The organism is Chitinophaga fulva (genome assembly GCF_012927205.1).
Classification (GTDB): Bacteria; Bacteroidota; Bacteroidia; order Chitinophagales; family Chitinophagaceae; genus Chitinophaga; species Chitinophaga fulva.
On record NZ_JABBGC010000002.1, the window covers coordinates 740,027 to 763,779 of the forward strand.

21 protein-coding genes are annotated in these 23,753 nt (G+C 49.3%); 9 read left to right on the plus strand and 12 right to left on the minus strand.

From position 1 onward, the window contains the following. Positions 1-9 precede the first annotated feature (9 nt). Genes HHL17_RS19505 through HHL17_RS19515 form a run of 3 tightly spaced genes read right to left on the minus strand, consistent with a single transcriptional unit; the run spans position 10 to position 5,058 of the window. Positions 10-2,610 carry a polynucleotide kinase-phosphatase gene (locus HHL17_RS19505; protein ID WP_169226480.1) on the minus strand — a complete coding sequence of 867 codons (2,601 nt, stop codon included), beginning with the start codon at positions 2,608-2,610 and terminating at the stop codon, positions 10-12. Beyond that, on the minus strand, positions 2,594-3,673 hold the full coding sequence (locus tag HHL17_RS19510; protein ID WP_240975915.1) for a DNA polymerase beta superfamily protein: 1,080 nt from the start codon (positions 3,671-3,673) through the stop codon (positions 2,594-2,596). Before HHL17_RS19510 ends, HHL17_RS19505 begins: the two co-directional genes overlap by 17 nt. Then, positions 3,670-5,058 (minus strand): 3' terminal RNA ribose 2'-O-methyltransferase Hen1, encoded by a 1,389-nt coding sequence (locus HHL17_RS19515; RefSeq protein ID WP_169226481.1) that lies wholly within the window; start codon positions 5,056-5,058, stop codon positions 3,670-3,672. The genes HHL17_RS19510 and HHL17_RS19515 overlap by 4 nt, the downstream gene beginning before the upstream one ends. A 142-nt stretch (positions 5,059-5,200) precedes the next feature. Here HHL17_RS19515 and HHL17_RS19520 point away from each other — a divergent pair, with 142 nt between their 5' ends. Beyond that, positions 5,201-6,496 carry an O-acetylhomoserine aminocarboxypropyltransferase/cysteine synthase family protein gene (locus HHL17_RS19520; RefSeq protein ID WP_169226482.1) on the plus strand — a complete coding sequence of 432 codons (1,296 nt, stop codon included), beginning with the start codon at positions 5,201-5,203 and terminating at the stop codon, positions 6,494-6,496. Here HHL17_RS19520 and HHL17_RS19525 read toward each other — a convergent pair. Together HHL17_RS19525 and lepA are read right to left on the minus strand one after the other, a co-directional pair. Further along, positions 6,493-8,913, minus strand: a complete 2,421-nt coding sequence (locus HHL17_RS19525) for an AsmA family protein (protein WP_169226483.1) — start codon at positions 8,911-8,913, stop codon at positions 6,493-6,495. The two genes, HHL17_RS19520 and HHL17_RS19525, sit on opposite strands and share 4 nt — an antisense overlap. Positions 8,914-9,059: 146 nt before the next feature. Next, the gene (lepA, locus tag HHL17_RS19530; RefSeq protein ID WP_169226484.1) at positions 9,060-10,853 is read right to left on the minus strand and encodes a translation elongation factor 4; all 1,794 of its coding nucleotides are present in this window, start codon (positions 10,851-10,853) and stop codon (positions 9,060-9,062) included. A 197-nt stretch (positions 10,854-11,050) separates the two neighbouring features. Between lepA and HHL17_RS19535 the strand changes: the two genes are divergently transcribed. Continuing rightward, entirely contained in the window at positions 11,051-11,314 is a 264-nt protein-coding gene (locus HHL17_RS19535; RefSeq protein ID WP_169226485.1) for an acyl-CoA-binding protein, read from the plus strand. Between the two features lie 192 nt (positions 11,315-11,506). Here HHL17_RS19535 and HHL17_RS19540 read toward each other — a convergent pair whose 3' ends face one another. Continuing rightward, a complete protein-coding gene (locus HHL17_RS19540) occupies positions 11,507-13,360 on the minus strand; it encodes a M1 family metallopeptidase (protein WP_169226486.1) in 1,854 nt (617 codons plus the stop codon). 354 nt (positions 13,361-13,714) lie between these two features. Continuing rightward, positions 13,715-14,080, minus strand: a complete 366-nt coding sequence (locus HHL17_RS19545; RefSeq protein WP_169226487.1) for a hypothetical protein — start codon at positions 14,078-14,080, stop codon at positions 13,715-13,717. A gap of 252 nt (positions 14,081-14,332) precedes the next feature. Here HHL17_RS19545 and HHL17_RS19550 point away from each other — a divergent pair, with 252 nt between their 5' ends. Both HHL17_RS19550 and HHL17_RS19555 read left to right on the plus strand, forming a co-directional pair. Further along, on the plus strand, positions 14,333-15,397 hold the full coding sequence (locus HHL17_RS19550) for a ParM/StbA family protein (RefSeq protein WP_169226488.1): 1,065 nt from the start codon (positions 14,333-14,335) through the stop codon (positions 15,395-15,397). Between the two features lie 18 nt (positions 15,398-15,415). Next, entirely contained in the window at positions 15,416-15,907 is a 492-nt protein-coding gene (locus tag HHL17_RS19555; RefSeq protein WP_169226489.1) for a bactofilin family protein, read from the plus strand. A gap of 99 nt (positions 15,908-16,006) precedes the next feature. Here HHL17_RS19555 and HHL17_RS19560 read toward each other — a convergent pair whose 3' ends face one another. After that, on the minus strand, positions 16,007-16,231 hold the full coding sequence (locus HHL17_RS19560) for a DUF3820 family protein (protein WP_206156097.1): 225 nt from the start codon (positions 16,229-16,231) through the stop codon (positions 16,007-16,009). An 83-nt stretch (positions 16,232-16,314) separates the two neighbouring features. Here HHL17_RS19560 and HHL17_RS19565 point away from each other — a divergent pair, with 83 nt between their 5' ends. Then, positions 16,315-16,758 carry a nuclear transport factor 2 family protein gene (locus tag HHL17_RS19565; RefSeq protein WP_169226490.1) on the plus strand — a complete coding sequence of 148 codons (444 nt, stop codon included), beginning with the start codon at positions 16,315-16,317 and terminating at the stop codon, positions 16,756-16,758. 4 nt (positions 16,759-16,762) lie between these two features. On the opposite strand, the gene HHL17_RS19570 is transcribed toward HHL17_RS19565, so the two are convergent. After that, positions 16,763-17,434: a Rossmann-fold NAD(P)-binding domain-containing protein gene (locus tag HHL17_RS19570; RefSeq protein WP_169226491.1), complete on the minus strand. Its 672-nt coding sequence runs from the start codon at positions 17,432-17,434 to the stop codon at positions 16,763-16,765. A gap of 181 nt (positions 17,435-17,615) precedes the next feature. Between HHL17_RS19570 and HHL17_RS19575 the strand changes: the two genes are divergently transcribed. Continuing rightward, on the plus strand, positions 17,616-18,035 hold the full coding sequence (locus HHL17_RS19575) for a response regulator (protein WP_169226492.1): 420 nt from the start codon (positions 17,616-17,618) through the stop codon (positions 18,033-18,035). 3 nt (positions 18,036-18,038) lie between these two features. Here the strand turns inward: HHL17_RS19575 and HHL17_RS19580 are convergent, their stop codons facing one another. Together HHL17_RS19580 and HHL17_RS19585 are read right to left on the minus strand one after the other, a co-directional pair. Further along, entirely contained in the window at positions 18,039-18,911 is an 873-nt protein-coding gene (locus HHL17_RS19580; protein WP_169226493.1) for a class I SAM-dependent methyltransferase, read from the minus strand. Positions 18,912-18,960: 49 nt separating this feature from the next. Beyond that, entirely contained in the window at positions 18,961-20,148 is a 1,188-nt protein-coding gene (locus HHL17_RS19585; protein ID WP_169226494.1) for a serine hydrolase domain-containing protein, read from the minus strand. A 236-nt stretch (positions 20,149-20,384) separates the two neighbouring features. Here HHL17_RS19585 and HHL17_RS19590 point away from each other — a divergent pair, with 236 nt between their 5' ends. The 3 genes from HHL17_RS19590 (at position 20,385) to HHL17_RS19600 (ending at position 22,497) form a co-directional block, all read left to right on the plus strand. Continuing rightward, positions 20,385-20,858 carry an Lrp/AsnC ligand binding domain-containing protein gene (locus HHL17_RS19590; protein ID WP_078672604.1) on the plus strand — a complete coding sequence of 158 codons (474 nt, stop codon included), beginning with the start codon at positions 20,385-20,387 and terminating at the stop codon, positions 20,856-20,858. A gap of 146 nt (positions 20,859-21,004) precedes the next feature. After that, positions 21,005-21,589: a TetR/AcrR family transcriptional regulator gene (locus tag HHL17_RS19595; RefSeq protein ID WP_169226495.1), complete on the plus strand. Its 585-nt coding sequence runs from the start codon at positions 21,005-21,007 to the stop codon at positions 21,587-21,589. 53 nt (positions 21,590-21,642) lie between these two features. Next, positions 21,643-22,497: an alpha/beta fold hydrolase gene (locus HHL17_RS19600; protein ID WP_169226496.1), complete on the plus strand. Its 855-nt coding sequence runs from the start codon at positions 21,643-21,645 to the stop codon at positions 22,495-22,497. A 54-nt stretch (positions 22,498-22,551) separates the two neighbouring features. On the opposite strand, the gene HHL17_RS19605 is transcribed toward HHL17_RS19600, so the two are convergent. Next, positions 22,552-23,736 (minus strand): THUMP domain-containing class I SAM-dependent RNA methyltransferase, encoded by a 1,185-nt coding sequence (locus HHL17_RS19605; RefSeq protein ID WP_240975917.1) that lies wholly within the window; start codon positions 23,734-23,736, stop codon positions 22,552-22,554. Between the last annotated feature and the right edge of the window lie 17 nt (positions 23,737-23,753).

Here is a 23,753-nt window from a genome sequence, read left to right on the forward strand (position 1 = left end):
AGTAACAGATTACAACCGGGGGTCTACCGGTTCACTTTCGAGCGCTAAGATACCGAAAACGCACTGATGCACCATTTGCAGTGGCTCCTTACCGACAAATCTTTCCAGTCCTTCCAGTCCCAGTGCAAATTCCCGTAAAGCCAGTGAGCGTTTGGCTCCCAGCCCTCTGGAACGCAGTCTCGCCAGGTTCTCCGGTGCATCATATTCCGGTCCATAAATAATACGAAGATAATTTTTGCCCCGTACTTTCACGGCTGGTTGTATGATCCCTTTGGCATCGCTGGTCAGGAAGTTATATGGTTTCATTACCATTCCTTCGCCTCCGGTGGCAGTGAGCTTTTCCCACCATGCGATGGCTGCCTGTTCGCTTTCCGGGCTTCCGATGTTTACCACCTGGTATGCGGTGGCCAGCAGCAACTCCGCATCCGCCTCACAGATTTTGCGGATGTTGGTCATATGCCATTCATGGTCCTTGTCGAAATATGTCTTGCCTTCCGTAGCCATGATATGAAAAGGCGCCAGTTTATAATCTTCCAGCTTGTGGACCGGCCAGCAATACTGACGGTATGCAGCCACATAGTCTGTGACCTGTTGCTGACGGCTGTTGTACTTTTCCAATAACAGCTGAGCAGGCACATTGTTGCGGACGGCCTGTTCCAATGCGGCTGTCACTGCTGGCAACGCCTGACTTGCAGCGGTTCCCACGGCGGCATACTGTTGTTGCAGCAACGCCTGCGCCTTGGCGCTCCAGGGCATCAGTTCACAGTCCAGGCATACCCAGTCGGTTTGGTAATCATGATAGAAGCCGGAAGTTTCCAGTGCCGCATTTACGCGGGCAAGAAACGCCTGCTCCAGCACCTTGTCAGTAAAGAAACTACGCCCTGTACGGGTATATACTACGCCGATACCTTCTCCATCTACCCCAAAACGATCGCGGGCTACTGCTTCGTTACGGCATACCACCACAATAGCGCGGGAGCCCATATGTTTCTCTTCACACACCACCTGCTGAACACCTGTCTCCCGGAAATAATGCAACCCTCCTTCCGGATGCTCCAGCAGGCCCGGCAAGTCAGATGTTTCTACCGGCGACATCGTTGGTGGCAGGTAAATCATCCATTTGGGATTGATAGCAAAACGGCTCATCACTTCCAGTGCAGCTATGCTGTTTTCCTCGCGGATAGTGATATTACGGCTATAGCGGGTGTCTACAATTTTTTTGCCAATGAAGTCCGCAATGTCCAGCAGGCCATCATATTGCTGCTGCACACTCAGGCCGCTGTCAGCGTTGTAACCGATAGGCCGGGCGGGCACAGCGTATTGCTGCAATGCTGGTACAGATACCAGTTCTTTCTCCGGATAACGGAGTGCGGTCAGGCTGCCGCCGAAAACGCAGCCGGTGTCTATGTCGATGGTACGGTTCAGCCACTGTGCCTGCGGTACGGGCGTATGCCCATACACCACCATGGCCTTGCCTTTGTATTCCAGTGCCCAGTTATAGCGGACCGGCAGACCGAATTCGTCAATTTCTCCGGTGGTTTCACCATACATACAAAATTCTCTGACGGCGCCGGAGCCACGGCCCTGCATGCTTTCCTTCAGACCAGCGTGTGCTACCACCAGCTTACCGTCGTCCAGCACATAGTGGCTGATTAATCCGTCAATGAATGTTTTTACGGCTTCCAGGAACTCCGGTGTTTCGGCGCCCAACTGTTCCACTGTCTTATCCAGACCATGTTTCAGCTGCACCTGTTTACCATTGAGCCACTTGAGCAGCTTGGCATCGTGATTGCCCGGAACGCACAACGCGGAACCATTGTTCACCATATTCATCACAAGGCGCAATACCTGAGGGGAAGCCGGTCCCCTGTCCACCAGGTCCCCTACAAATACGGGCTTACGCGTACGCGTGTAGCCATCCCCGTTAGTAGTCTGCGGTGCGCTTATCAGCTCTGCATGTTCACGGTCTATTCCATAACCCAACTGTTCCAGCAGTATGCACAGTTCATCATAACAACCGTGTACGTCACCAATAATATCAAAAGGCCCATGTTCATCTTTTTTATTGTTATACAACGGCGTACGGGTGATGGTATCCAGCATCGTCACGTCTTCTTCGGAGCGCAGTTCGTATATCTGACGGAAGCCTTCTTCCTTCAGGTGACGCAGGTTGCGCTTCAACTGGCTGATCTGTTGCGGAATCACGTGCCCACCGAAATTACGGTCTGGGCGGGACTGGTTTCTCTTACGGCACACATCTTCCGGCAGGTTTAATACAATAGCTACCGGTAACACATGGTATTCCCGGGCCAGCTTTATCCAGTCTTTACGGCTTTCAGATTGTACGTTGGTAGCGTCTATTACCGTCAGCAGTCCGTGTTTGAGGCGTTTAGCCGCCATAAAGCGCGCCAGCTCAAAAGCATCGGCTGATACGACCTGATTGTTTTCATCATCACTGATCAACCCACGGCACACATCTGAAGAGATGATTTCCGTAGATTTAAAATATTTCCGGGCAAAGGTGGACTTACCGGCGCCTGACGGCCCAACCAGCAGTACCAGCGACAATTCCGGAATGGATATATGGGACAGGTTATTTCTTCTTGCCATAAAATTCTTCTCTGATCTTAATTAACAGTCGCTGTGTCAAGGACGGGTCCGGGCGTTCCGGCAGATCTGACTGGGCATACAGTTCCTGTATATGGGTTAATTTTTCCGCTGCCATCTGCAGCAATGTTTCATAGGCAAATTCCCCGTTACGGATACTCAACAGGAAATCACGGTCCTCCCGGAACACGCGTACTTCACGATAACGGGCTATCTCTTCCGCCATGCTCAACAGCCGGAAGGTATGCATCATATGTTTGCTATCGTAGTCCGCGCCTAATTGCTGGTTATGCTGATACCTCGCTTCGTTGCGATGCTCCACCCAGTCCCAGTAGGACGCGAACTCTTTACAATACACCGTATAGCCGTCCTTGTTAAAGTGCATCACAGCCACGGGCTCTACGCCTTTGGGAATGGCACTTAACTGTACATCGTTTGCCTGCGGACCGGAGAACAGCCCTTTCAGGCTTACGGGGCGGGGAAACTGATACCGGTGAAACAGGGCGTAGGCATCCCGGAAATGATCGATCCTGGAGATGCCACAATCTTCCTGCTGCAGCTGACGCGCTTCCAGCCATTGTTTCAGGGGGATGCTCTGGCTGCCCTGCACCACGTAACAAAACTCAAGGATGTCTTTTCTCGTTTCCGGAAATGACTGGTTAATCTTTTTATTGAGGCCGCGTGCTCTTTTGATCTGGGTTTGAGCATACCCTGCAAAAGTATCCAGACAAAGACGCGAGAGGAAATCCTCCGGCTTTATCAGATCCATCAGCGGATGACGGAACAGGCAATTCTTGCGCTGCGTATTCAGCAGCTCCAGGATATTGGGATTGTTTTTCTCCAACAGTTCCAGGAAACGCTTTATCTCAAAGTATACTTCGTCATTGCTGTCGTTTGCTACCTGATCGGTAAAGCTCATACCATACAACTCGGCCTGCGGCACTATAAAAATGCCCTTCAGGTCTGTGTCCGACGTTGGTACGTGCAGGTTATAAGCTCTGCTGCCGCTGATACATTCCAGCAGCAGATATTCTCTTTGTTGTTTTAATGTATCGTAGGTCATCATGTGTCAGCAATTGTAAACAGTGCCAGTTGACTGGGAGCGCCGACGGCGTCATCCCATTCGCCCAACGGCCTGAAGGTAACGGTATATCCAAAGCGTTCCGCCACTACTGTGGCCCATGCCTCAAATTCCGGCCGGGTCCACTCAAATCGGTGATCGTTATGCCGGAAAGTGCCGGCAGTAAGGGATTCGTATTTAATGTTATATTCCGCGTTAACCGTCGTGATAATCACGAGAGAGGGGCGCGCGTATTCAAATACTACTTTCTCCAGCACGGCCAGGCGTGGCGGGTCCAGGTGTTCGATCACCTCCACCAGCGTGGCCGCATCGAAACCGGACAGGCGTTTATCTTTATACAACAGGGAGCCCTGTATCAATTCCAGCCGTTTCCGTTGTCTTTCGGGCATACGGTCCAGTTTGAGTTTCTCCCCTGCTATTTCCAGTGAGCGGTAACTGACGTCCATACCCAGAATACGGGTAAAGGCAGGTTTCTCCACCAGAAGCCGCAGCAGCTTACCTTCGCCGCAGCCCAGATCAGCCACGGATGTTACCTGTTGTTCCAGCAACAGGTCACGTACCGTTTGCAGGCGCAGGTCGTGCAACCGTATTTTTTCTACCGGCACCGGCGTATCTTCTGTCTCTTCCGGCTCTGCGTCCTCTTTCATGATCAGCTCCAGCGCCTGGCGGGTGAGCGGGCCGAGGTGCTTCATGTAACGGCGAACAATCAGTTCTTTCGCCGGATGGTTTTCCAGCCAGTCACGCCCCTTTTCCATGAGCTTTTCAACCTCATGGTTACCGATAAAATAATGTTTGTCATTATCGCACACCGGTATCAGCACATATAACTGCGACAACAGCATCCATAACGGCAGTGTATTCTTCAGAGACACTTCGTAGTATCGGCTTTGTCCCCATTCGGCATATTGGGTATCTAACGGAAAAGCCTGTACGCTGACTTCGTAACCGAGCGGTTCAAAGAGGCTGCGTAACAGCGGTTCTCCACCATTAACAGGCAGCACGGACAAGGTCACTTCCAGCGGGAAAGCTACATCCACCAGTTCAGGCTTGTCTTTACAACGCCCGTTCATGGCCGATGAATATGCCTGTGAAATAGCGGCGCTCATAAAAGAAGAGGCCACATAGGGCCGGTCGTTGACATACAGCTCCAGCGCAAAGTCATTGCCTCCCGGGCCAGTTTTACGCGTAAGCCTTACCGGGTCAAGGTCCAGCAGTAAGGCTGCTGTACATTTCTCTTCAGTAGCTTCTGGATAAAAAACGTGTACATCACCGGCTGTCAAGGGAAATGTTTGCACCTTAGCCGGATGTTTGTGCAACAGATAACCAAGGTCTGTAGCGGGGTAACGTGTAGTTGTAATCGTTAATAACATAGGTTCACTAAAACAATCGTCAAATGATCATCCGAAGATAAATGATTATTTTATATCACCCCGATCATTTGGAAATCTAATTTAGTCTACTATATTTGTGGACTAGTTCTTTTATCTACGTTAATATAAAAACACCAAGATTATGTCCAGGAAGTTACACTTTGAGACCCTGCAGGTACATGCCGGGTATAGCCCCGACCCTACCACCAAATCGGCTGCGGTACCTATTTATCAGACGACCTCTTATACTTTTGACAGCGCGGAACATGCGGCGGACCTGTTTGAGCTGAAGCAGTTCGGTAACATCTACACCCGCATCATGAACCCCACCACCGATGTGTTTGAAAAAAGAGTGGCGGCGCTGGAAGGCGGCGTAGGCGCACTTGCCGTAGCATCCGGACAGGCGGCCCAGTTCATTGCGCTGCACAACATCCTGCTGCCGGGTGATAACTTCGTGACGTCTTCCTATCTGTATGGCGGCACTTATAACCAGTTTAAGGTTAGCTTCAAAAGAATAGGCGTGGAAGCCCGTTTCGCTGACCTCGATAACCCGGAGAGCTTTGAAAAACAGATCGACGAAAATACCAAAGCCATTTATGTGGAAACCATTGGTAACCCGGGGTTTGCTATTCCTGACTTTGAAAAACTCGGCGCCATCGCCCGCAAGCATGATCTGCCGCTGATTGTAGACAATACTTTTGGCGCTGGCGGCTACCTGTGCCGTCCGCTGGAACATGGGGCCAACGTAGTAGTAGAAGCGGCTACCAAATGGATTGGTGGACATGGCACCAGTATCGGTGGCATCATCGTGGATGGCGGCAATTACAACTGGGGCAACGGGAAGTTCAAACAATTCAGCGAGCCGGATGACGCTTATCATGGTATGAAGTTCTGGGAAGTATTCGGCTCCCACAGCCCGTTCGGCAATATTGCCTACATCATCCGTGCCCGTGTGACCGGCCTTCGCAGCTGGGGCCCCGCCCTGGCGCCACAGAATGCGTTCCTGTTCCTGCAAGGGCTGGAAAGCCTGTCGCTGCGCGTGCAACGCACGGTAGACAATGCCCTTCAACTGGCACAATGGTTGGCACAACAACCGCAGGTGGAGTATGTGAATTACCCCGGGCTGCCAGGCAACAAATATCACGGGTTAGCACAGAAGTACCTGCAAAATGGCTTCGGTGGCGTGCTCAGCTTCAAAATTAAAGGCGGTAAGGAAGCAGCTGACAAGTTCGTGCAGTCGTTACAGTTAATATACCATTTGGCGAATGTGGGCGACAGTAAAACACTGATCATTCATCCGGCCACGACTACCCACTCTCAACTCAGTGAAGAGGAACAACGGGCTGCCGGCGTGGAACCGGGCCTGCTGCGTATATCCCTGGGCGTAGAACATATTGACGATATCAAGGAAGATATCAAACTGGCATTTGGCGCTTAGTCGCCCTTGCCCAGTTTGATCTTTACTTTTCCATCTTTTCCTGAAACGGCGTGGAGATGCAGGATAATCCCTTTCCTGCTTCTACGCCGTTTCTCGGCTTTATCTGTAATCGCGGAGTCTTTGGCCGGATTACGCAGCGGAACATCGAGGTTGATGTTAGTGCCGCCTGCAAGGCCGTAAACCCCGTTCACGTCTATGTTCACCGCGCTGGAAGCGATGCGCATAGGCGGTATCAGGATCTTGTTTCCCTGTATCTGGAAGGTATTGCTGAGGTTTTCAAACGTAATACTGTCCAGTCGCCTGCGACGGAATAAAAAATTGCCGATGTCTTCCAGCGGCCCGAAATTCACCAGCGCCCCATTGCGCAGGTTAAAGTTGACTGTACCATACAGTGAATTTTTTGCCAGCTCGCCGTTATCTGATACATTCCCCTTTATATCGGCCTTAGCAGACACGATTCCTTTCAGGTTGTTCGATTGTAAACCATCCAGCCCAAAGTTGTTGAACGCATAAAACAGTTGCCCGATATGCACATTAGTGATATTCGCGTTCATTTTAAAAGTATTGGAAGTACCCTGCTGATGCACAGTGCCAGACGCCTGCGCCGTGCCTCCTGCATGCTGGAAAGCAATCTTGTTAAGCAACAAGTCGGCTTCCGTCATAGCGATGAGCGCTTTCACGTTCTGGGCAGTGAAATGTTCAAATACGATCTTGTCCAGTGCCACGTCCATTTTCACGTTACTGGAAGCCAGTACTTTGTCCAGTTGTTCGCCCACCCTGCCTGCTGCCTGGGCTTTCGCCTTGCGGGGAGCCTTCTTTCCTTTACGGGTAGTCAGGAAACTCCTGAATTCATTAAGGTCTACCAACGCGCTTCTGATCTTCCAGTCCAGCTCTATCTTCTCAGGCGCGGTGAAATACAGGTTCATGATATTATGGATGGTACCTTCCATCTGAAGCGCGCTTTTCCGGGATTGTATGCGCACATTACGTACAAGCAGGTCCTGCCCGGTAAATTGCAGCGTGGCGCTACAATCATGGAAAGTAAGGTCACGCGGCAGATAGGTAAACCCTCCCCGCTGTACCTGTACCGTGCCTTCGAGCGCGGAAGGTGTGTTATCGGTTTTCAATACCGGCCCGGTGTAATACAGGTCCGCCGCCGCGGTCCCTTCACCAAACAACAGTGGTATATCGCTGGCAGCGGTGTTGAGGTGCGCCAACGGGAACTGCGACCGGAAATGTCCGCGCAACAAGGGATGTTTAAGGTTCACCACGCGGATGGTATCGGCCTCCAGCGGCACCTCATTAAGGGAAGCCTTCAGGCCGAAAATATTCACGGCAGAGTTTTCATCGTTGTGACCGGCGTCTGGTATCACCTCATTATTGAATCGTCCGGAGAAACTACAATTGCTCCATTCCCCGACGGCTGTCACCAGCGTGTTTTTCGTGGTTTTCCAGGTAACGACCACATGGGGCGTGTCCCGGAATTTCATATGTCCCTGCAGGTTAGCCTCGGCATCCAGCGGGGCTGTAAGGTGAATAGTCGATAGTTTACCGGATATATTGGGCGACAGCCACGAAGCGGCCTCCTGCAACAGTACCTGGTTAGCATTGATTTTCAGCCTGAATGGTGGCGGCTTCTCAGAGAAATCGAATACACCGGCTATCTGTAAAGGTGTCTTGTCAATCTTTATCTGTTGCTCAGGTATAATCAACTGTTTGGTGGTCTTATTAAAAAACAGGGACAGGTCAAGCCCCAGTGTTTTGCCTTTAAGATAACTGCCTTTGTTGGTATTGAATGAGAAGTTCCGGGCCAGTATTTTAGAACGCATATCGAGGTGCATACCTGAATCGGTACTCTTCAGCCTGCCATCCATCTCCTGGATATCCAGCTCAAAAAGTTTGAACTTCTGCCGGTTGTCTATGGTAAAAGTGATCTGCGAAAGCGCGATATTATTGACATTCGCATCCCGGGAGGAACCATTTTTCCCGCCCCCCTTGCTGGTAGTGAACGCTGAGGTGTTCGTATAACCGGTACTGTCAGTATACAGATAGATATTGCCTTTTTCGAGGGAGACTTCCTTCACCTCTACGTGCCTGCGTAATAGTGATAACGTATTCACCCGTACGAAAACGTAGTCCAGGTCCAATAATGCATGATGATGTTGTTGCCACAGGCTATCCTGTACCTGTACTTTTTTCAGGGCGATAGACACGTTGGGGAAGCTTTTGAAGAGGGAGGGTTCCATATCTTCCACAGATAACTTTCCGTTGATGTTGTCATTGAGCTGGTCTGTAATCTGTTTCAGGAAAGCAGCTTTATTGACTTTAATGTACAGGGTCAGTCCAACAGACAACAGAATAATCAGGGCGATGAGGCTTCCTCCGGCAATCAACACAACTTTAAGCCATTTACGCATGTAATGGATGTTTTAAAGGGTATAACATACGAACACGTAAACAGTTTACGAAAATTTCCGCTTTTACGGAAAATAAAAATGGCGAAGATTCCGTAGAACCTTCGCCGTTACAACTTGAAAATTTATAAATTCTGAAATTTACAAATTTAATCATCCAGCTTAAGTACAGCCAGGAAAGCTTCCTGCGGCACTTCCACGTTACCGATCTGGCGCATACGTTTTTTACCTTCTTTCTGTTTCTCCAGCAGTTTACGTTTACGGGAGATGTCACCGCCATAACATTTTGCGGTAACGTCTTTACGCATGGCGCTGATGTTCTCACGGGCCAGGATTTTGGCGCCTACGGCCGCCTGAATGGCGATGAGGAACTGCTGGCGTGGCAGCAGGTCTTTCAGCTTTTCGCAGAGCTTGCGGCCGAAGTCCTGTGCTCTGCTGCGGTGGATCAGTGCACTAAGCGCATCCACTTTATCACCGTTGAGCAGGATGTCCATTTTCACGATGTCGCTGTCACGGAAGCCGATCGGTGAGTAGTCGAAAGAGGCGTATCCGCGGGTCTGGCTCTTCAGTTTATCGTAGAAGTCAAATACGATCTCGGTGAGCGGTAATTCAAACATCAGCTCTACACGGGTCGTGGTGAGGTAGCTCTGATTGAGCAGGATACCACGTTTGCCAAGGCAGAGGGTCATGATGTTACCGATGTATTCCGGTTTGGTGATGATCTGTGCCCGGATAAAAGGTTCTTCGATCCTTTCCAGTTTAGTAGGGTCCGGCATTTCGCTCGGATTGTTTACGATCACAGTACCTTCATTGGTGGTGTGAGCGATGAACCCTACGTTGGGCACGGTGGTGATCACCGTCTGGTTAAACTCCCTTTCGAGACGTTCCTGAATGATCTCCATGTGGAGCATGCCCAGGAAGCCGCAACGGAAGCCGAAGCCAAGTGCCTGTGATGTTTCCAGTTCGTAAGTCAGGGAGGCGTCGTTGAGCTGGAGTTTATCCATGCAGTCACGCAACTCTTCAAAGTCTTCAGTCACTACCGGGAAGATACCGGCAAATACCATGGGTTTTACCTCCTGGAAGCCTTTGATGCCTTCTTCACAAGGTCTGCTGGCCAGGGTGATGGTATCACCTACTTTTACTTCTTTCGCGCTTTTGATACCGGTGATGATATAGCCCACGTCGCCGGCAAATACCTCTTTACGGGGCTCCAGTCCCAGTTTGAGGATACCTACTTCATCGGCTTCATATTCTTCTCCGGTATTGACGAATTTGATTTTGTCTCCTTTTTTGATGGAACCGTTGTACACGCGGAAGTACGCGATGATACCGCGGAAAGAGTTGAACACGCTGTCGAAGATCAGTGCCTGTGTTGGTGTATCCAGACTACCTGTAGGCGCCGGGATGCGGGTTACGATGGACTCAAGGATCTCTTCGATGCCGATACCGGTTTTACCGGATGCCAGCAGGATGTCTTCATCTTTCACGCCGATCAGTTCAATGATCTGGTCTTTCACCTCTTCGATCATGGCGCCCGGCATATCAATTTTGTTGATCACGGGGATGATTTCCAGATCGTTCTCCAGTGCGAGGTACAGGTTGGAGATGGTTTGCGCCTGGATACCCTGTGCAGCGTCTACCAGCAGCAAGGCGCCTTCACAGGCGGCCAGCGCGCGGGACACTTCGTAGGAAAAGTCTACGTGGCCAGGAGTATCGATCAGGTTAAACGTATATTTTTCGCCGTTTTTGGCGGTGTAGTTCATTTGGATAGCATGGCTCTTGATAGTGATGCCTTTCTCACGTTCCAGGTCCATGTCGTCCAGCACCTGTGCCTGCATGTCACGATCAGAGATCGTTTTGGTAAATTCCAATAATCGGTCAGCCAGGGTACTCTTACCGTGGTCAATATGGGCAATGATACAAAAATTGCGAATATTCTTCATATGTTGATTTACTGGCCTGTGGCGGCTAAAGTGCCGCGTTAAGCCTTTTCAGGCCGCAAAGGTATTAAAATTAGTTCATTAGTCAGCGGTTTCTGGCGATTATGTTTTGATAAACATGCTACATGCGGATTGTCAATTTTTCATATATTAGATATAAATCCCCCTGTGGGGTATTATTTGATCTAAAACCTGATGATATGGACCTGACCGCACAATTTGAACAAGCTACTGCTGAAAGCAAAACCCTTTCTGAGAAACCGTCCAATGAGATACTGCTGCAATTGTACAGCCTTTACAAACAAGGTTCCACCGGTGATGTGGACACAGACCCTCCGGCTAATCCGTTCGACTTTGTGGCTAAAGCCAAACATGAAGCCTGGGCTGCGCTGAAAGGTAAATCCAAAGAGGCTGCCATGCAGGAATACATCGATCTGGTGAAACGCCTGAAATCCCAGGGTTGAAACCCTGGGCTAAGATGTTTTCCAGGTTATTTTGTAGCCACGCTTCACAAGCGTTTGGCACCAGGCCCCTAAATCATCGCTTAGGGGCCAACCCTGAAAGAACTTGAACAACAACGTAGCCCAGGGCTTCAGCCCTGGGTTTCCGGATTTTTTTAATGCAATTATCCCCATCTTCCCTACGGCCATGTTGCGTTAAAACTCCTTCACATTATCCGATGGATTTACATCCGCCACCCAGGTGCTGCCCAATATTATTTTACTGATTTTTTTGGGAGACGTGAAGCTCAGTGTCACGGTCTTATTGCCTTTTTCCCAGCATTCGATGCTCCTATGCAGTTGCAATGTGGTCTGGTCATCGAACAGCACCGTCACATCTACCGGTACGGGCTTGGTGCCTTTAGACAGGACCGTCACTTCACAACGTTGCCCGTTACGGATTACCTTCTCTATGGCCAGGTCCGGATAGCCGTCATCAAAGAACCAGCTTTTCCAGAACCAGTTCAGGTTCTTACCGGAGCCGGTATTCATGCAGTTGAAGAAATCATAAGGCTGTGGATGTTTGCCGTTCCATGTACGGATATAATGATGCAACGCCTTTAGAAAGAGGCTGTCGCCCAACATGTCTTTTACATAGAGATAGCCCAGTGCCGGCTTGGGATAGGAATTGGTCATGTAGGCGTCTGTCAGCTGATTGGACGGTGTCATGATCGGGAGGTCCTGCGACCGGCCTGCAATAGCGTTGTAATTGGGCATACCGTAACTGTCCACGATAGCGGAATCTATCATGGGAGAAATCAGCCACTCCCCTATGGTAGCCCAACCTTCATCCATCCAGGCGTAGATGGTTTCATTGGTGCCCATATAAAACGGGAACATGGTATGGAAGATCTCATGGTCCGTCAGCTCTATGGCGCCCGCTTTGCTAGGCACCGGGTTGTCATTCACCATCATGGGATATTCCATCTGGTCCAGTCCGTCGAATACGGTGATATGCGGATAAGGGAAAGGCCATTTCGGAAAACGATGGCTCATTTTATCAACGGTCGTCTTCGCGTAATCAATCACTTCAAAGTAATCCAGATGAGCGGGATTGAAGACCACATCCACCCGGGTGCGGCGTTTGGTGGCCGGGTCCACTTCCACGCTGGCAGCTTTCCAGTAATAGTGGTTGCTGGTAGCAAAAGCGAAATCCACCACATTGGAAGCTTCAAACCGCCAGGTATTGGTGGCGTTCCGGGGAGAGATGTTTCCCTTCCGGATATCTGTGCTGTCAATGATGTCGATGACCTCATTGCTCTTTTCGGCACGGGCAATCCTTTGCAGGTAAGTATCGGTGTACACTTCCTGTCCGTTTTTCAGATCGCCGGTGGCCCATACCTGGTAATTACCGGGTACGGTGACTGCCACACGAAAATCGCTGAAGTCGTTGTAGAATTCAGTCACGCCGTTGTACGGTACCATGTCCCATCCGTTGATATCGTCATATACCGCTATTCTTGGGAAGAAGTAGGCAATAAAGTAGGCGCCGGTGTCTACAGAACCAGTGCGGATATGCGTGTTTTCATTCAGCACATAGGAGAAGTCGAGCGAGATCTGTGCTTGCTGTCCCGGTGCGAGGTCATCCACATTCACCGGCATATTCGTTCCAGTGGTGGTTGGCACATTGCGGGCTTTCCCGTTGACTTTAAAATTTTTGACGGCCACGCCTTTGTGCAGGTCTTCCGCCGTTACCACCATATTACGGACAGCGCCGTGCTGAAAGAGGTTGGCAAACAGCTTAAAGTTCAGGAAACGCAGCGTGTCCGGGCTGTTATTGGTATACACGATCGTTTCAGAGCCAGATACCAGGTTAGTGGCGGGTTCGAATTTCACCTGGATATCATAGTTGGCTTTGTTTTGCCAATACCGGGGGCCAGGGGCGCCACTTTCGTTCCGTGTTTGTTTCTCATAAGCCTGACGGATGTTCCGGGGCATGAACAGGGATTGTGCTGTAGCCTGTTGCCAGCCTGCCAGCAACAGTAAAAAAAGAAAACGCTTTGTCATCATACATCATTCATCATTCGTAAAGTGCCTCTGCAAACAGAAGGGCTTGTTCTTCAAAAATAGGGATTTTCGCTGATCCGGGAGTCCCAGGGCTGAAGCCCTGGGCTACGTTGTTTTTCAGATTCTTTCAGGGAGGATCCCCTGAGAGATAATATAAGGCTAGTAGGTTAATACCGACACCTATGAATCCCCGCAACGAAATAACCTGAACAACATCTTAGCCCAGGGCTGCAATGTTTTTCAGGAACCAGCTGTGAGATTTCTTACATAAATAATCAACCCGGGGACTATAACGTGAACCAATAGCCTCCTGGTTATGTTACATGTATCACGTTTCCTATTTCGTTATCCGGGATTTTAACCATGGGGAATGCTGTCCGACTGTGTGTGCGCACTGTCGGCCGGATGAGGCAGGATGGCCCCTGTGCTGTCTTTTGTATGTGCAGTAGAGTCTGTGGCAGCATGTTCACCTCCGCCGGATTTTTTAACCGGCGCCGTAGGGGCAGTATTTTTCCTTTTATTGGTGTAGTCAGATACTACGCCCTGTCGTTCCAGGTCTTTCATGGTCTTTTTATCGAACAGGTATGCAGGATGTTTTTCGGGGCGCAGCCCTTTATCAAACTGTGCTTCCGCGCCGATGGCAGGAGCGGTATAAATTTTCTGAGAGGAGTTACAAGCCCATAGCAGCCCTGAAAGCAGCCAGGCATATCGCATGGATCGCATGAAAAATGAGATAAGAGGTGAGTACAGGCAGGGATAATGGGGACACTACTATAAAAAAAACGGGAATCCAGTCCTTTTAGTATGAGGCAGTATTTTGTAATTCAGAGAACCTGTATTAAATTTAACTTGCATTCAGTGATTGTCATCCCCTTGTTTACTAATATTTTATATATTTAAGCCCTGTTTAGTATCATGATGAAACCCTCATCCCGGCTAAATTGAGAAAACAACCGTTATTATCAATACAACACTATGAAAGTAACTACAACCAGTTTCCCCAGCGTTTTTGAGACGGCCTTTGGGAACACCGAAAACTCGAGCAAAGATTTGCTTAACGGCTTGAAGCTCAAAAAAGATGAAACCTGGTACCTGGTAGGCAATATGGCCAAACGAGGAGGCATCAATCCCGGAAGGATTACCAATGCTGCTCCCACCGAAGAAGACTATGAAATCCTGTTCAAAGCGGCACTGCTCAATACCGCCGACAAAGTACAGCAACCCATTGCGCTGACCATGGGTTTCCCTTTTTCTACTTACAATGTCTACAAAACCGCAGCGGAACAGTTTCTGAGCAAGCGGCATTTCCTGATCGACTACGATACGCAGACGTACAACACCAAAGGGTCTTTCAAAAAGGCGATGTTCGACATCGAAAAATATGAAGTGATCCCGGAGATCGTTGGTGGTATCATTGGTCTGAAAAAGACGATCAACGAACCGCAGTTGGACAACTTCATCGCTATCAGCTTTGGTTTCGGCACCATAGAAGGCGGCATGGCCACCGGCGACGGGCTGGTACACCGTACCTGTTTCAGTTCTCACGGTATCCGTTACGCTATCAATAACCTGACCCGTGAACTGAACCAGAAGCATTACCTGGAGATGAAAAACGAGCACCAGGTAGACGACGCCTTTATGAAAGGCTCTATCTTCACCAACCGTAAACGCATTGACCTGCGGGAAATGCGCAAAGGCGTGCTGACACAGTATTACAAAGAGGTGGTATCTCCGCTGATGCGCAGCTACTTCACCGATCTGGACTTTGAAAGCTGTGAAAAAATATACCTGATGGGCGGCGGTGCTTACTATAAAGAATTAACGGATGCTTTCCAGGAAGAATTCCGTGATTTTATTCCGGTAGAAGTAGCTCCCGACCCTGAAAAACTCATGAGTATTGGTTACCTTTATAACAGTCTTCGGATATCAGACAATAAACCACAACGGAGCGTAGGCCTCGACCTCGGCAACTCCAGTTCTATTATCTCTACGTTCGATGACGATCATCAACCAGTCGCAAATAATCCCATAACCCTCTAATTTCTTTGTGTGATAAGTGTGAGACATTTTTTCCGAAACATCATTGTACCGGGAGCATTTCGTATCCCTAAAGAAGTATCCGTAAATGGCAGCATCGATGCTACTATTTCAGGACGGATTGACGGAAACGTAAAGGGCAACGTAAAAACGACCGGCAAACTGGTAGTGAGTGAAACTGCCAGCATTAAAGGGCATATTTACGCAACCGACCTCGTTGTACACGGAAAAGTGTATGGAGACGTGTATATCAGCAACAAAGCACATATTAGCAACAAGGCCTTCGTCAAGGGAGATGTGAACGCCATTGTCCTTGAACTGGAAGAGGGCGCGGTAGTGGAAGGGGCCATCCGTAAAAATGTGCTTCCCACGCCTAAAATTGAAACACCCACCGCTGTAGAGCCACATCATCCTTCTATGACGGGAGAAGCCCTTCCTGTTTCTGCTGCCGCTACTACTCCAGCTGCGTCAGCCGCCAACGAAGAAGAAGAACAAACCACCAGTTGGTTTTAACCATGTCCTGACTAAACAACGTATATACTTGAACGTTATTTGGAGAGGCTGCCCGGAAACGAGGCAGCCTCTTTTATTTTCGGGCATTTCAGCCTATTGTTATCTTTTCAGGGGCGTCAGCAGATGGGCGAGGCCATTCATTTTGATGACCAGCATGGTCTCCAGCATCATGCCCAGTTTACCTTTAGGAAAACCGTTGCGCTGAAACCACTCCAGATAACTTACCGGCAAATCGCACAAAACAATGTCCTTATATTTCCCGAAGGGCATCTTCATGGTCACCAGCTGTTGCAATATCTCCGGGTTCGGTTGTGTCATCTCCATAAAATCAAATATAAAACGGGCAAGTTAGGCTTTTATCGTTCTTCTTCGTAATTTGATTTCTCTCAGCACCAAATTATCCTGCTATGAAAACGTACTGTACGCTTTTATCCCTTTTCCTGGTAGCAGCCTGTGTTCAGCCGGGAGGAAAAATCAGCCTCTCCAACCCTCATGTTCAGGTTGTAAAGGAAATGTTCACCGCTTTTAATGAGCATGACTGGCAGAAGATGGCAGCTTGTTACGCTGATACAGCCCTGTTCCTGGACCCTGAATATGGTCCGGAAATGGTAAAACTCACCCGTTCCCAACTGGCTAAAAAATATCAGGACCTGCATCAGTTGTTCCCCGATGTACAGGATGAGATAAAAGAAATCTACGGTGATAAAAACCACATTGTCGTTGAATTTGTTTCCAGCGCCACCGGCCCGGACGGCAAAAAATGGCAACTCCCCATTTGTGTGGTTTTTACCGTTGAAAACGGCAGGATTATCCAGGACTGTACCTATTACGACAACCAGTCATCTAACTAACAGCCTATCGTTGTAACAGCCCGTTGTTCTGCAATGCTTCTGTCACCTTTTTGGCGTAGGCAGCCGCAAAAGATTCCAGGCTGTTGGGATTATAAGTTTCCGATTGACCGGACCATACCAGTTTCCCGTCCTGAGTCAGGTCATACAAGTTGCTTTCCATGAAATATACCTTGTCGGTAGTATAATACCCCGGGGAGTACACCGAGTTGTACATATAGCCATAATAGCCCCAGAACCGGCCGTACCACCCATAGGCGGGATAAGGCGAATACATCATGGAACCAGGTACATAGCGGGTTTCAGATTCTTTGTTGACCAGGGTCACCGTCAGCACCGCTTTGTAGCCGGCTGCTTCAATTTTACCGGAGGCAGCTTTTACAGATTCTTCTTTTTTCGGATCGAAATTGGGGGGAAACAGGTCCGTGCTTTTACCAGCCACTACACCATGTTGTTGTAGTTGCTCAGCCAGTTTGTTTTCCACAATTCCACGGGATGTCAGGTTCGAGCTCAGACCTGCCACCAGAATGTTATGATATCCGCCCGCCCTGGCTGCCGGATCTTTCCAGGTGCCGGTCATACGGACAGAAGTGCCGCAAGCGGCTATAAAAAGCGCTATCGCCAGCAGGGCAACATATCCCTGGCAGCGGCGGCTAAAGGATGCAAATGGAGTACGCATAAAATTTTTTTTAACAATCCCCGGAAAAGGGGGTTGTGATCTATATGGATAACATCCACAGCGTCAAAATGTTCAGGCCGAAAATGCTGCATATAGGCGTGAGCGTGAATGAATTATATAGTATTTTGCGCACCTTTTATTAGGAGAATAAACCGTACATTTATAACCTGGAGACCGCTATATGCAATACAAGGATTATGGGGAGTTAAAAACCCTGCTATTGGTGGACGATGATACAGATGACCAGGAGCTTTTTAAACTTGCGCTGGCGGAACTGAATCATCCCGTGAAATGCCTCACAGCCGGCAACGGCCAGGAGGCACTGGACAATCTTTGTACCCATGCCTACCTGCCAGACCTTATTTTCCTGGACCTGAACATGCCTTTGATGAATGGGATCGTATTTCTGGAGCGGATCAAGGACATCGATCACCTGAAAGATATCCCGGTGATCATTTACAGCACCAGTGATGAGCCCAGGGAAATTTCCACCGCCCGCTCCATGGGCGCCGTAGACTATATCACCAAACCAGCGCGGTTTGACGAGCTCTGTAAGTTATTGCAGATTGTATTAGCGGGAGGCACCGCTTCTTTACATTGACCGCTATGCTGTCCGGTGGGCGAAAGCTACCCGGTAAAACTCATACCCCTCTTCTTTCTCCCTTCCATTCAGATAAAGTGCCCGGTATTCCTCCGCCCCGAGGTCTTTGGTGAGGGTAAACCCAAAACGCTGCAGATAGGCAGCCAATGCGGAGGGCTGAAAGCCGAATGTCCATTTCTCTTCCAGGTTAGCGACGTCTTTCAACAGCTTCTCTGCGCCGGTAAAGGCCGCCGGATTGTCCAGCACTTCCTGATGCACATAGGTAAAGATGACGTGAGAGCCGGGTGGGAACCGTTGCAGAAAAGTAAAAGTACTGTCAATAGCTTCCGCCGTGAGGTAGTTGGTCACTCCTTCCCAGATGATGGCTGTAGGCACCGTAAAATCGAATTGATGCTGTGCCCCCAGCTGGTCGAGGCTCTGCCGGTTGAAATCAATCTGATAATAGCGGATATGCCTGGGGATATGTTGCCTGCTGAGCCTTGACAGCTTGTATTTGGCCGTATTGGGATGGTCAATTTCGATGACAGGCATACCATGCAGGAACGGTAGCCGAAGACCTCGGGTATCGAAGCCTGCCCCCAGGATCATGACCTGCCGGGCGCCTTTACGGACAGCTTCTTCCAGCAGCTCGTCTATCAACCGGGTACGGGCGATGCCGGAAGTATAAGCGCCGGGAATTCTCTTACGGATAATGTTTTCAGCTACCTTACGAAAAGCGCGCAGATGACTCAACCATGCAGCCACCCTTAAACCAGGTGACAAAAAGAGATGGGCATATTTGTCTTTGAATACTCTTTTATTTTCTGAACGGGTGGTTTCCATAGCACGGAATAGTGCCATATACTGCGCGGTTTTACTCGAGGCAGATTCTTTCATAGTGTGTCTTTTTTGGAGAAAGACAATTTACTTAATCAGGATGATATTATCAATACTTTGCTGTCGGGTAATTGTAAGGAATATAGTTCTCCCAGTACCAGGGCGTATATACGTCACCGATAGCCGTCTCCAGCAATGCTTTAAAGATATCTTCCCCGTTATCACTGTTTGTCATGATAGCGATGGCCGTCTGTTTTTCAGGGAAGGCGATCGTGTAATGCCCCCAGCCTTCGCTGTGACCTTCTTTAAAGAAAGCTGTACCTACAGGCGTTTTCAGCAGCCCAACACCCAATCCGTAAAAGATATTGGTGGTAGCTGGAGTCTTATCATATACCCAGGCTTCGGGGCCAAACTGCTTTTTAGAGAGGATGGGTATCTGGGCCTGGAACATCGCTGCGGCGCTTTTGCGGCTAAGGCCTTCGCCGGTGAGCATGGCGGTCAGAAACCGGTTCCAGTCGGTGATGCTGGTATAGAGTGAACCAGCCGCGTGTGCGCGGGTCCTGGCATCAAATTCATAGGCATGTTGCGCTGTATCATGGCCCAGACAGTGGTTGGCATCGAAGGTATTTTGCCAGACATAACTGCTGTGGGTCATCCCTAATGGCTTGAATACCTGTTCCTGTGCGATAGCTTCATACCCCTTGCCCGTCAGTTGTTCCAACACAAACTGCAGCAGATACATTCCTTCGCCGGAATAACCGTACAACGTGCCGGGGTCAGATTTGATCTTCAGTTTTACATCTTCTTCAAACCCGCGATAGTTGGGGAATCCGGTGGTATGGTCGAGGCACATGCGGGCGGTAATTTTTTCATAACGGTGATCTTCCCGGATATCCTGGTATCCTCTTGATTTTTTGTCGAACACATAGTCTGGTAATGATTTCGGAAGATATTTCACCAAAGGCGTGTCCAGATCAATGATGTGTTGGTCTACCAGTTTCATCACACAGTATGCAAATACCGCTTTGCTATAAGAGCAGGCCCAGAAAATGGTACCAGTGTCCATAGGTGTGCCTGTTGTTTTGTCCGCGAAGCCGAAAGCACGTACATAAACAGGTTTATCATGATTAAAAACGGTAACCGTCATGCCGGTTACACGTGCAGTGTCCATGAGCTGCTGTATCCTTGCCGTAAGCGCTTGCGGCGTAATGGTGGTATTATTGAGGCGTTTGATGGACTGCGTAAAGCCAGTTACTGTAAGGAGGCATGCCAGCAGTAGGGATAATATTGCTTTCATCGGGCGTAAAATTTTCTACTGGAGAAAACAAAAATATGCCAAATGCAGATAGTATTGATTTTCAACAAAATACACACCACCAGTGATAAATTAGTGTCCAGAAATGGCCATTGGTGTGCGGATATAAAACATATTCCTTCAAAAAACACTCCCTGAAAACTTGGAATTCATATTTTTTTGCGATTATTGCAATAAAATGCATATTTTTAGAAAATAATCTAAATCGCCCTGCGAAAATGAGTCACTCTTTAAATATTGACAAATTAGACTTACAGATCATTTCAGAAATGTCAACAGATGCCGGTATCTCTTACGCCGAATTGGGGAAAAAGCTGTTTGTATCGGGCGGCACCATCCATGTGCGTATTAAGAAGCTGCATGAAATGGGCGTGATCAAAGGTACCCGGTTGCAGGTGAACCTGCGTGCGATTGGATACGATGTATTGGCTTTCATTGGTATTTACCTGGAGAAAAGTTCCCTGTATGAAAATGTGGCCAGGCAGTTGCTGAAAATACCGCAGATTGTACGGTTAAATTACACAACCGGTGCCTATAGCATGTTTGCAGAGATTATTTGCCGGGACAGCGCAGAGCTGCGTAAGATATTACAGGACGATCTGCAACATATCAAGGGCATCGAGCGCACAGAAACGATTATTTCGCTGGAAGAAAGTTTCTCGCGGCCTGTCAACGTCAGTGAAATAAGTTAACGATCATAACAGTGAATGAAGGCATTACCGCCTTCATTCTTTTTTTCGACCTCCTTCTTCTCCCCTGATAACCCTTTTTGTTCCTTCCGGAAATTTTGTGGATTCAAATTTTTTATTATTTTTGTACCAATTAGTACAATTTAATCATGGCAGGAAGAAACCGCATATTTGACGAACAGGAAGTGATCCGCAAGGCAACGGCCGTGTTTTGGGAACGGGGCTATGAGGCCACGTCTACCGAGGATTTGCTGACAGCCATGGGAATCGGGAAAGGCAGTTTTTACAATGCATTTCCCGGCGGCAAACAGGAGATTTTTGAAAAGACGCTGGAACAGTTCAGCACACGTGCGTTTAAAGACCTGAAAGCGACTGTTGCCAACGACGAAGACCCGGTGTCCGCTGTGCTGGATTTCTTCCGGAATATCGCGCAGGAAAGCCGGGCGGTGCATATGAAAGGCTGTTTTATGGGCAACGCGATCGCTGAGCTGACGCATACCGAACCGGCACTGGAACGGAAAGCGGTCCACCGCCTGCAGGAGATGGAACAACTGTTCACCGCTGTCATGGAGAAAGGCCAAAAAAGCGGACGGTTAAAAACCAAAACGCCGGCGCCCACACTGGCCAGGCACCTGGTGAACCTGTGGAACGGACTGAATATCACCCGCCGGATGTATCCTCATGCCGATGGACTGTCCGCGTTGATTGAATTGAATCTCTCCCCTATCTTCTAATACATTTTTTTTCATCAATTTTGTACCAAATAGTACAATTTAAAAGAAATCATATGAGCGCAACATCTTATCGTACCATCAATGTCAACAATCTGGAGATTTTTTACCGGGAAGCAGGTAACCCGAACGCCCCGGTGGTGCTATTACTGCACGGTTTTCCGTCTTCCTCCCACATGTACCGCCACCTGATCCCGGCACTGGCGGAGGACTATCACGTGATAGCACCTGACTATCCCGGCTTTGGCTACAGCAGCAAACCATCAACGGATGTATTTACCTACACCTTCGATAACGTAGCGGCGGTTATGGAGCAGTTTATTATACAACTCGGCCTGACGAAGTTCCATTTGTATATGCAGGATTATGGCGGCCCTGTTGGTTTCCGCATCATTACCCGTCACCCTGAATGGGTGGACTCCCTGCTGATTCAAAACGCCAACGCCTATACGGAAGGACTGGGCCCGCACGTACAAGAGATAGGCCGTTTACGGGAGGCAGGCGATCCTGTAGCATTGGCGGCGGCGGTGGACCGTATGCTCACCCTTGAAGGGATGCGCACAGACAACCTGATTGGCGCCGCTGACCCATCCCGCATTTCGCCGGACAGCTGGACTTTTGACGCTGCCGTTATCGACAAACCCATACAACGGGTACTGTTTGATAATTACGGTTCCAACTTTCCGTTATATCCAACATGGCAGGCATGGCTGCGCCAACACCAGCCACGTACACTGATCACATGGGGCAAAAATGACAATATTTTCCCGGGAGAAGGCGCCACCGCTTATCTCCGCGACGTGCCCGAAGCGGAGTTGCATTTATTTGACGGAGGACACTTTTTACTGGAGGAATACGGCGATGAAGTAGCCGCCTTGATCAAAACATTTCTGAAGAAAGGGGAACAATAGTAACAGTCCTCAAAGGCCGGTCGGCATACGTGATGGTATGCCGACCGGCCTTCATTATTCCTGTGCGAGTTTCCGGGCATCGCGGGTACCAGCATACAGCTCGTATTCCAACAGCCGGCAATCGAGCGTACTGTTATAAAACTCTATCCGGCGTTTGGCTTTGAGGCCTATTTTCTTGGCCAGATCGAGGTTGCCGGTGAAGATGTAACCGGTATAACCACCACAACGTTGTTTCATAAAATCACCGATACGGCCGTAGGTTTCTTCCAGCTCGGTGATTTCTCCCAGGCGCAGGCCATACTCGGGGTTCATATACACCACTCCGCCCCCTTCGGCAGGCACGGGCGTAGCTGCAAAATCGCAGACGGAAAATGTGATCATATCCGCCACACCTGCTGCACGGGCGTTTTTCCGGGCATTCTCCACCGCCAGCGGGCTCAGGTCTGTAGCGATGATCTTCAATTCCGGCACATCTACAATCTGGCTTTCCAGCAGGCCGCGTTCCTGGAGGTATATCTTTTCATCGTATCCCAGCAAGTGCATAAAGGCGTAGTTATCACGGAACAGGCCCGGACGGCTGTTGGTGGCAATCAACGCCGCTTCAATGGCAACGGTGCCGGAGCCGCACATCGGGTTGATAAAAGGCGAGCGGCGGTCCCAGCGGCTAGCCAGGATAGTGGCTGCAGCCAGCCCTTCCAGCATCGGTGCTTTTCCGGGTATTTTACGATAGCCGTGGCGGCCGAGCGAATCACCGGAGGTGTCGATGAATATTTCCGCATGTTCGTTTTTCCAGAACAGGTGGACCACGGCGCCGCTCAGCTCAGCCCCTGTAGAAGGGCGTTTGCCGGTCTTTTCGCGCATACGGTCTATCACCGCATCTTTCACCCGCAGGTTGGCGAACATGCTGTTATTGATGGTTTCATTCTGTACATTGCTGGTAATGGAGAAGTATCCGTCAGCCGGGAGTATGGTTTCCCAGGGATATGATTTCAGTTCCCTGTAAATATCATCAGCATTAAAGGCTTCAAACTGCTGGAGACTGTATAGTACCTGGCTGGCGCAGCGCAGGTGGAGATTTAAGCGGATACATTCATTGACAGAGGCTAACAGGCGTACACCTGTTACAAAAGTTTCTTCAACTGTAAAACCCAGTTCTTTTATTTCCTGTTCGAGGTAAGGTGTCAACCGCTTATGACAGGTGACGGTTACCGGTGCTTTCTTTGTATATAAAGACATCATCCGGCAAATGTAGCCAT

Bases quoted from the DNA above. Each gene is read 5' to 3' on its own strand.
- HHL17_RS19505 (WP_169226480.1), bottom strand. From the start codon at position 2,610: ATGGCAAGAAGAAATAACCTGTCCCATATATCCATTCCGGAATTGTCG.
- HHL17_RS19510 (WP_240975915.1), bottom strand. From the start codon at position 3,673: ATGATGACCTACGATACATTAAAACAACAAAGAGAATATCTGCTGCTG.
- HHL17_RS19515 (WP_169226481.1), bottom strand. From the start codon at position 5,058: ATGTTATTAACGATTACAACTACACGTTACCCCGCTACAGACCTTGGT.
- HHL17_RS19520 (WP_169226482.1), top strand. From the start codon at position 5,201: ATGTCCAGGAAGTTACACTTTGAGACCCTGCAGGTACATGCCGGGTAT.
- HHL17_RS19525 (WP_169226483.1), bottom strand. From the start codon at position 8,913: ATGCGTAAATGGCTTAAAGTTGTGTTGATTGCCGGAGGAAGCCTCATC.
- lepA (WP_169226484.1), bottom strand. From the start codon at position 10,853: ATGAAGAATATTCGCAATTTTTGTATCATTGCCCATATTGACCACGGT.
- HHL17_RS19535 (WP_169226485.1), top strand. From the start codon at position 11,051: ATGGACCTGACCGCACAATTTGAACAAGCTACTGCTGAAAGCAAAACC.
- HHL17_RS19540 (WP_169226486.1), bottom strand. From the start codon at position 13,360: ATGATGACAAAGCGTTTTCTTTTTTTACTGTTGCTGGCAGGCTGGCAA.
- HHL17_RS19545 (WP_169226487.1), bottom strand. From the start codon at position 14,080: ATGCGATCCATGCGATATGCCTGGCTGCTTTCAGGGCTGCTATGGGCT.
- HHL17_RS19550 (WP_169226488.1), top strand. From the start codon at position 14,333: ATGAAAGTAACTACAACCAGTTTCCCCAGCGTTTTTGAGACGGCCTTT.
- HHL17_RS19560 (WP_206156097.1), bottom strand. From the start codon at position 16,231: ATGGAGATGACACAACCGAACCCGGAGATATTGCAACAGCTGGTGACC.
- HHL17_RS19565 (WP_169226490.1), top strand. From the start codon at position 16,315: ATGAAAACGTACTGTACGCTTTTATCCCTTTTCCTGGTAGCAGCCTGT.
- HHL17_RS19570 (WP_169226491.1), bottom strand. From the start codon at position 17,434: ATGCGTACTCCATTTGCATCCTTTAGCCGCCGCTGCCAGGGATATGTT.
- HHL17_RS19575 (WP_169226492.1), top strand. From the start codon at position 17,616: ATGCAATACAAGGATTATGGGGAGTTAAAAACCCTGCTATTGGTGGAC.
- HHL17_RS19580 (WP_169226493.1), bottom strand. From the start codon at position 18,911: ATGAAAGAATCTGCCTCGAGTAAAACCGCGCAGTATATGGCACTATTC.
- HHL17_RS19585 (WP_169226494.1), bottom strand. From the start codon at position 20,148: ATGAAAGCAATATTATCCCTACTGCTGGCATGCCTCCTTACAGTAACT.
- HHL17_RS19590 (WP_078672604.1), top strand. From the start codon at position 20,385: ATGAGTCACTCTTTAAATATTGACAAATTAGACTTACAGATCATTTCA.
- HHL17_RS19595 (WP_169226495.1), top strand. From the start codon at position 21,005: ATGGCAGGAAGAAACCGCATATTTGACGAACAGGAAGTGATCCGCAAG.
- HHL17_RS19600 (WP_169226496.1), top strand. From the start codon at position 21,643: ATGAGCGCAACATCTTATCGTACCATCAATGTCAACAATCTGGAGATT.
- HHL17_RS19605 (WP_240975917.1), bottom strand. From the start codon at position 23,736: ATGATGTCTTTATATACAAAGAAAGCACCGGTAACCGTCACCTGTCAT.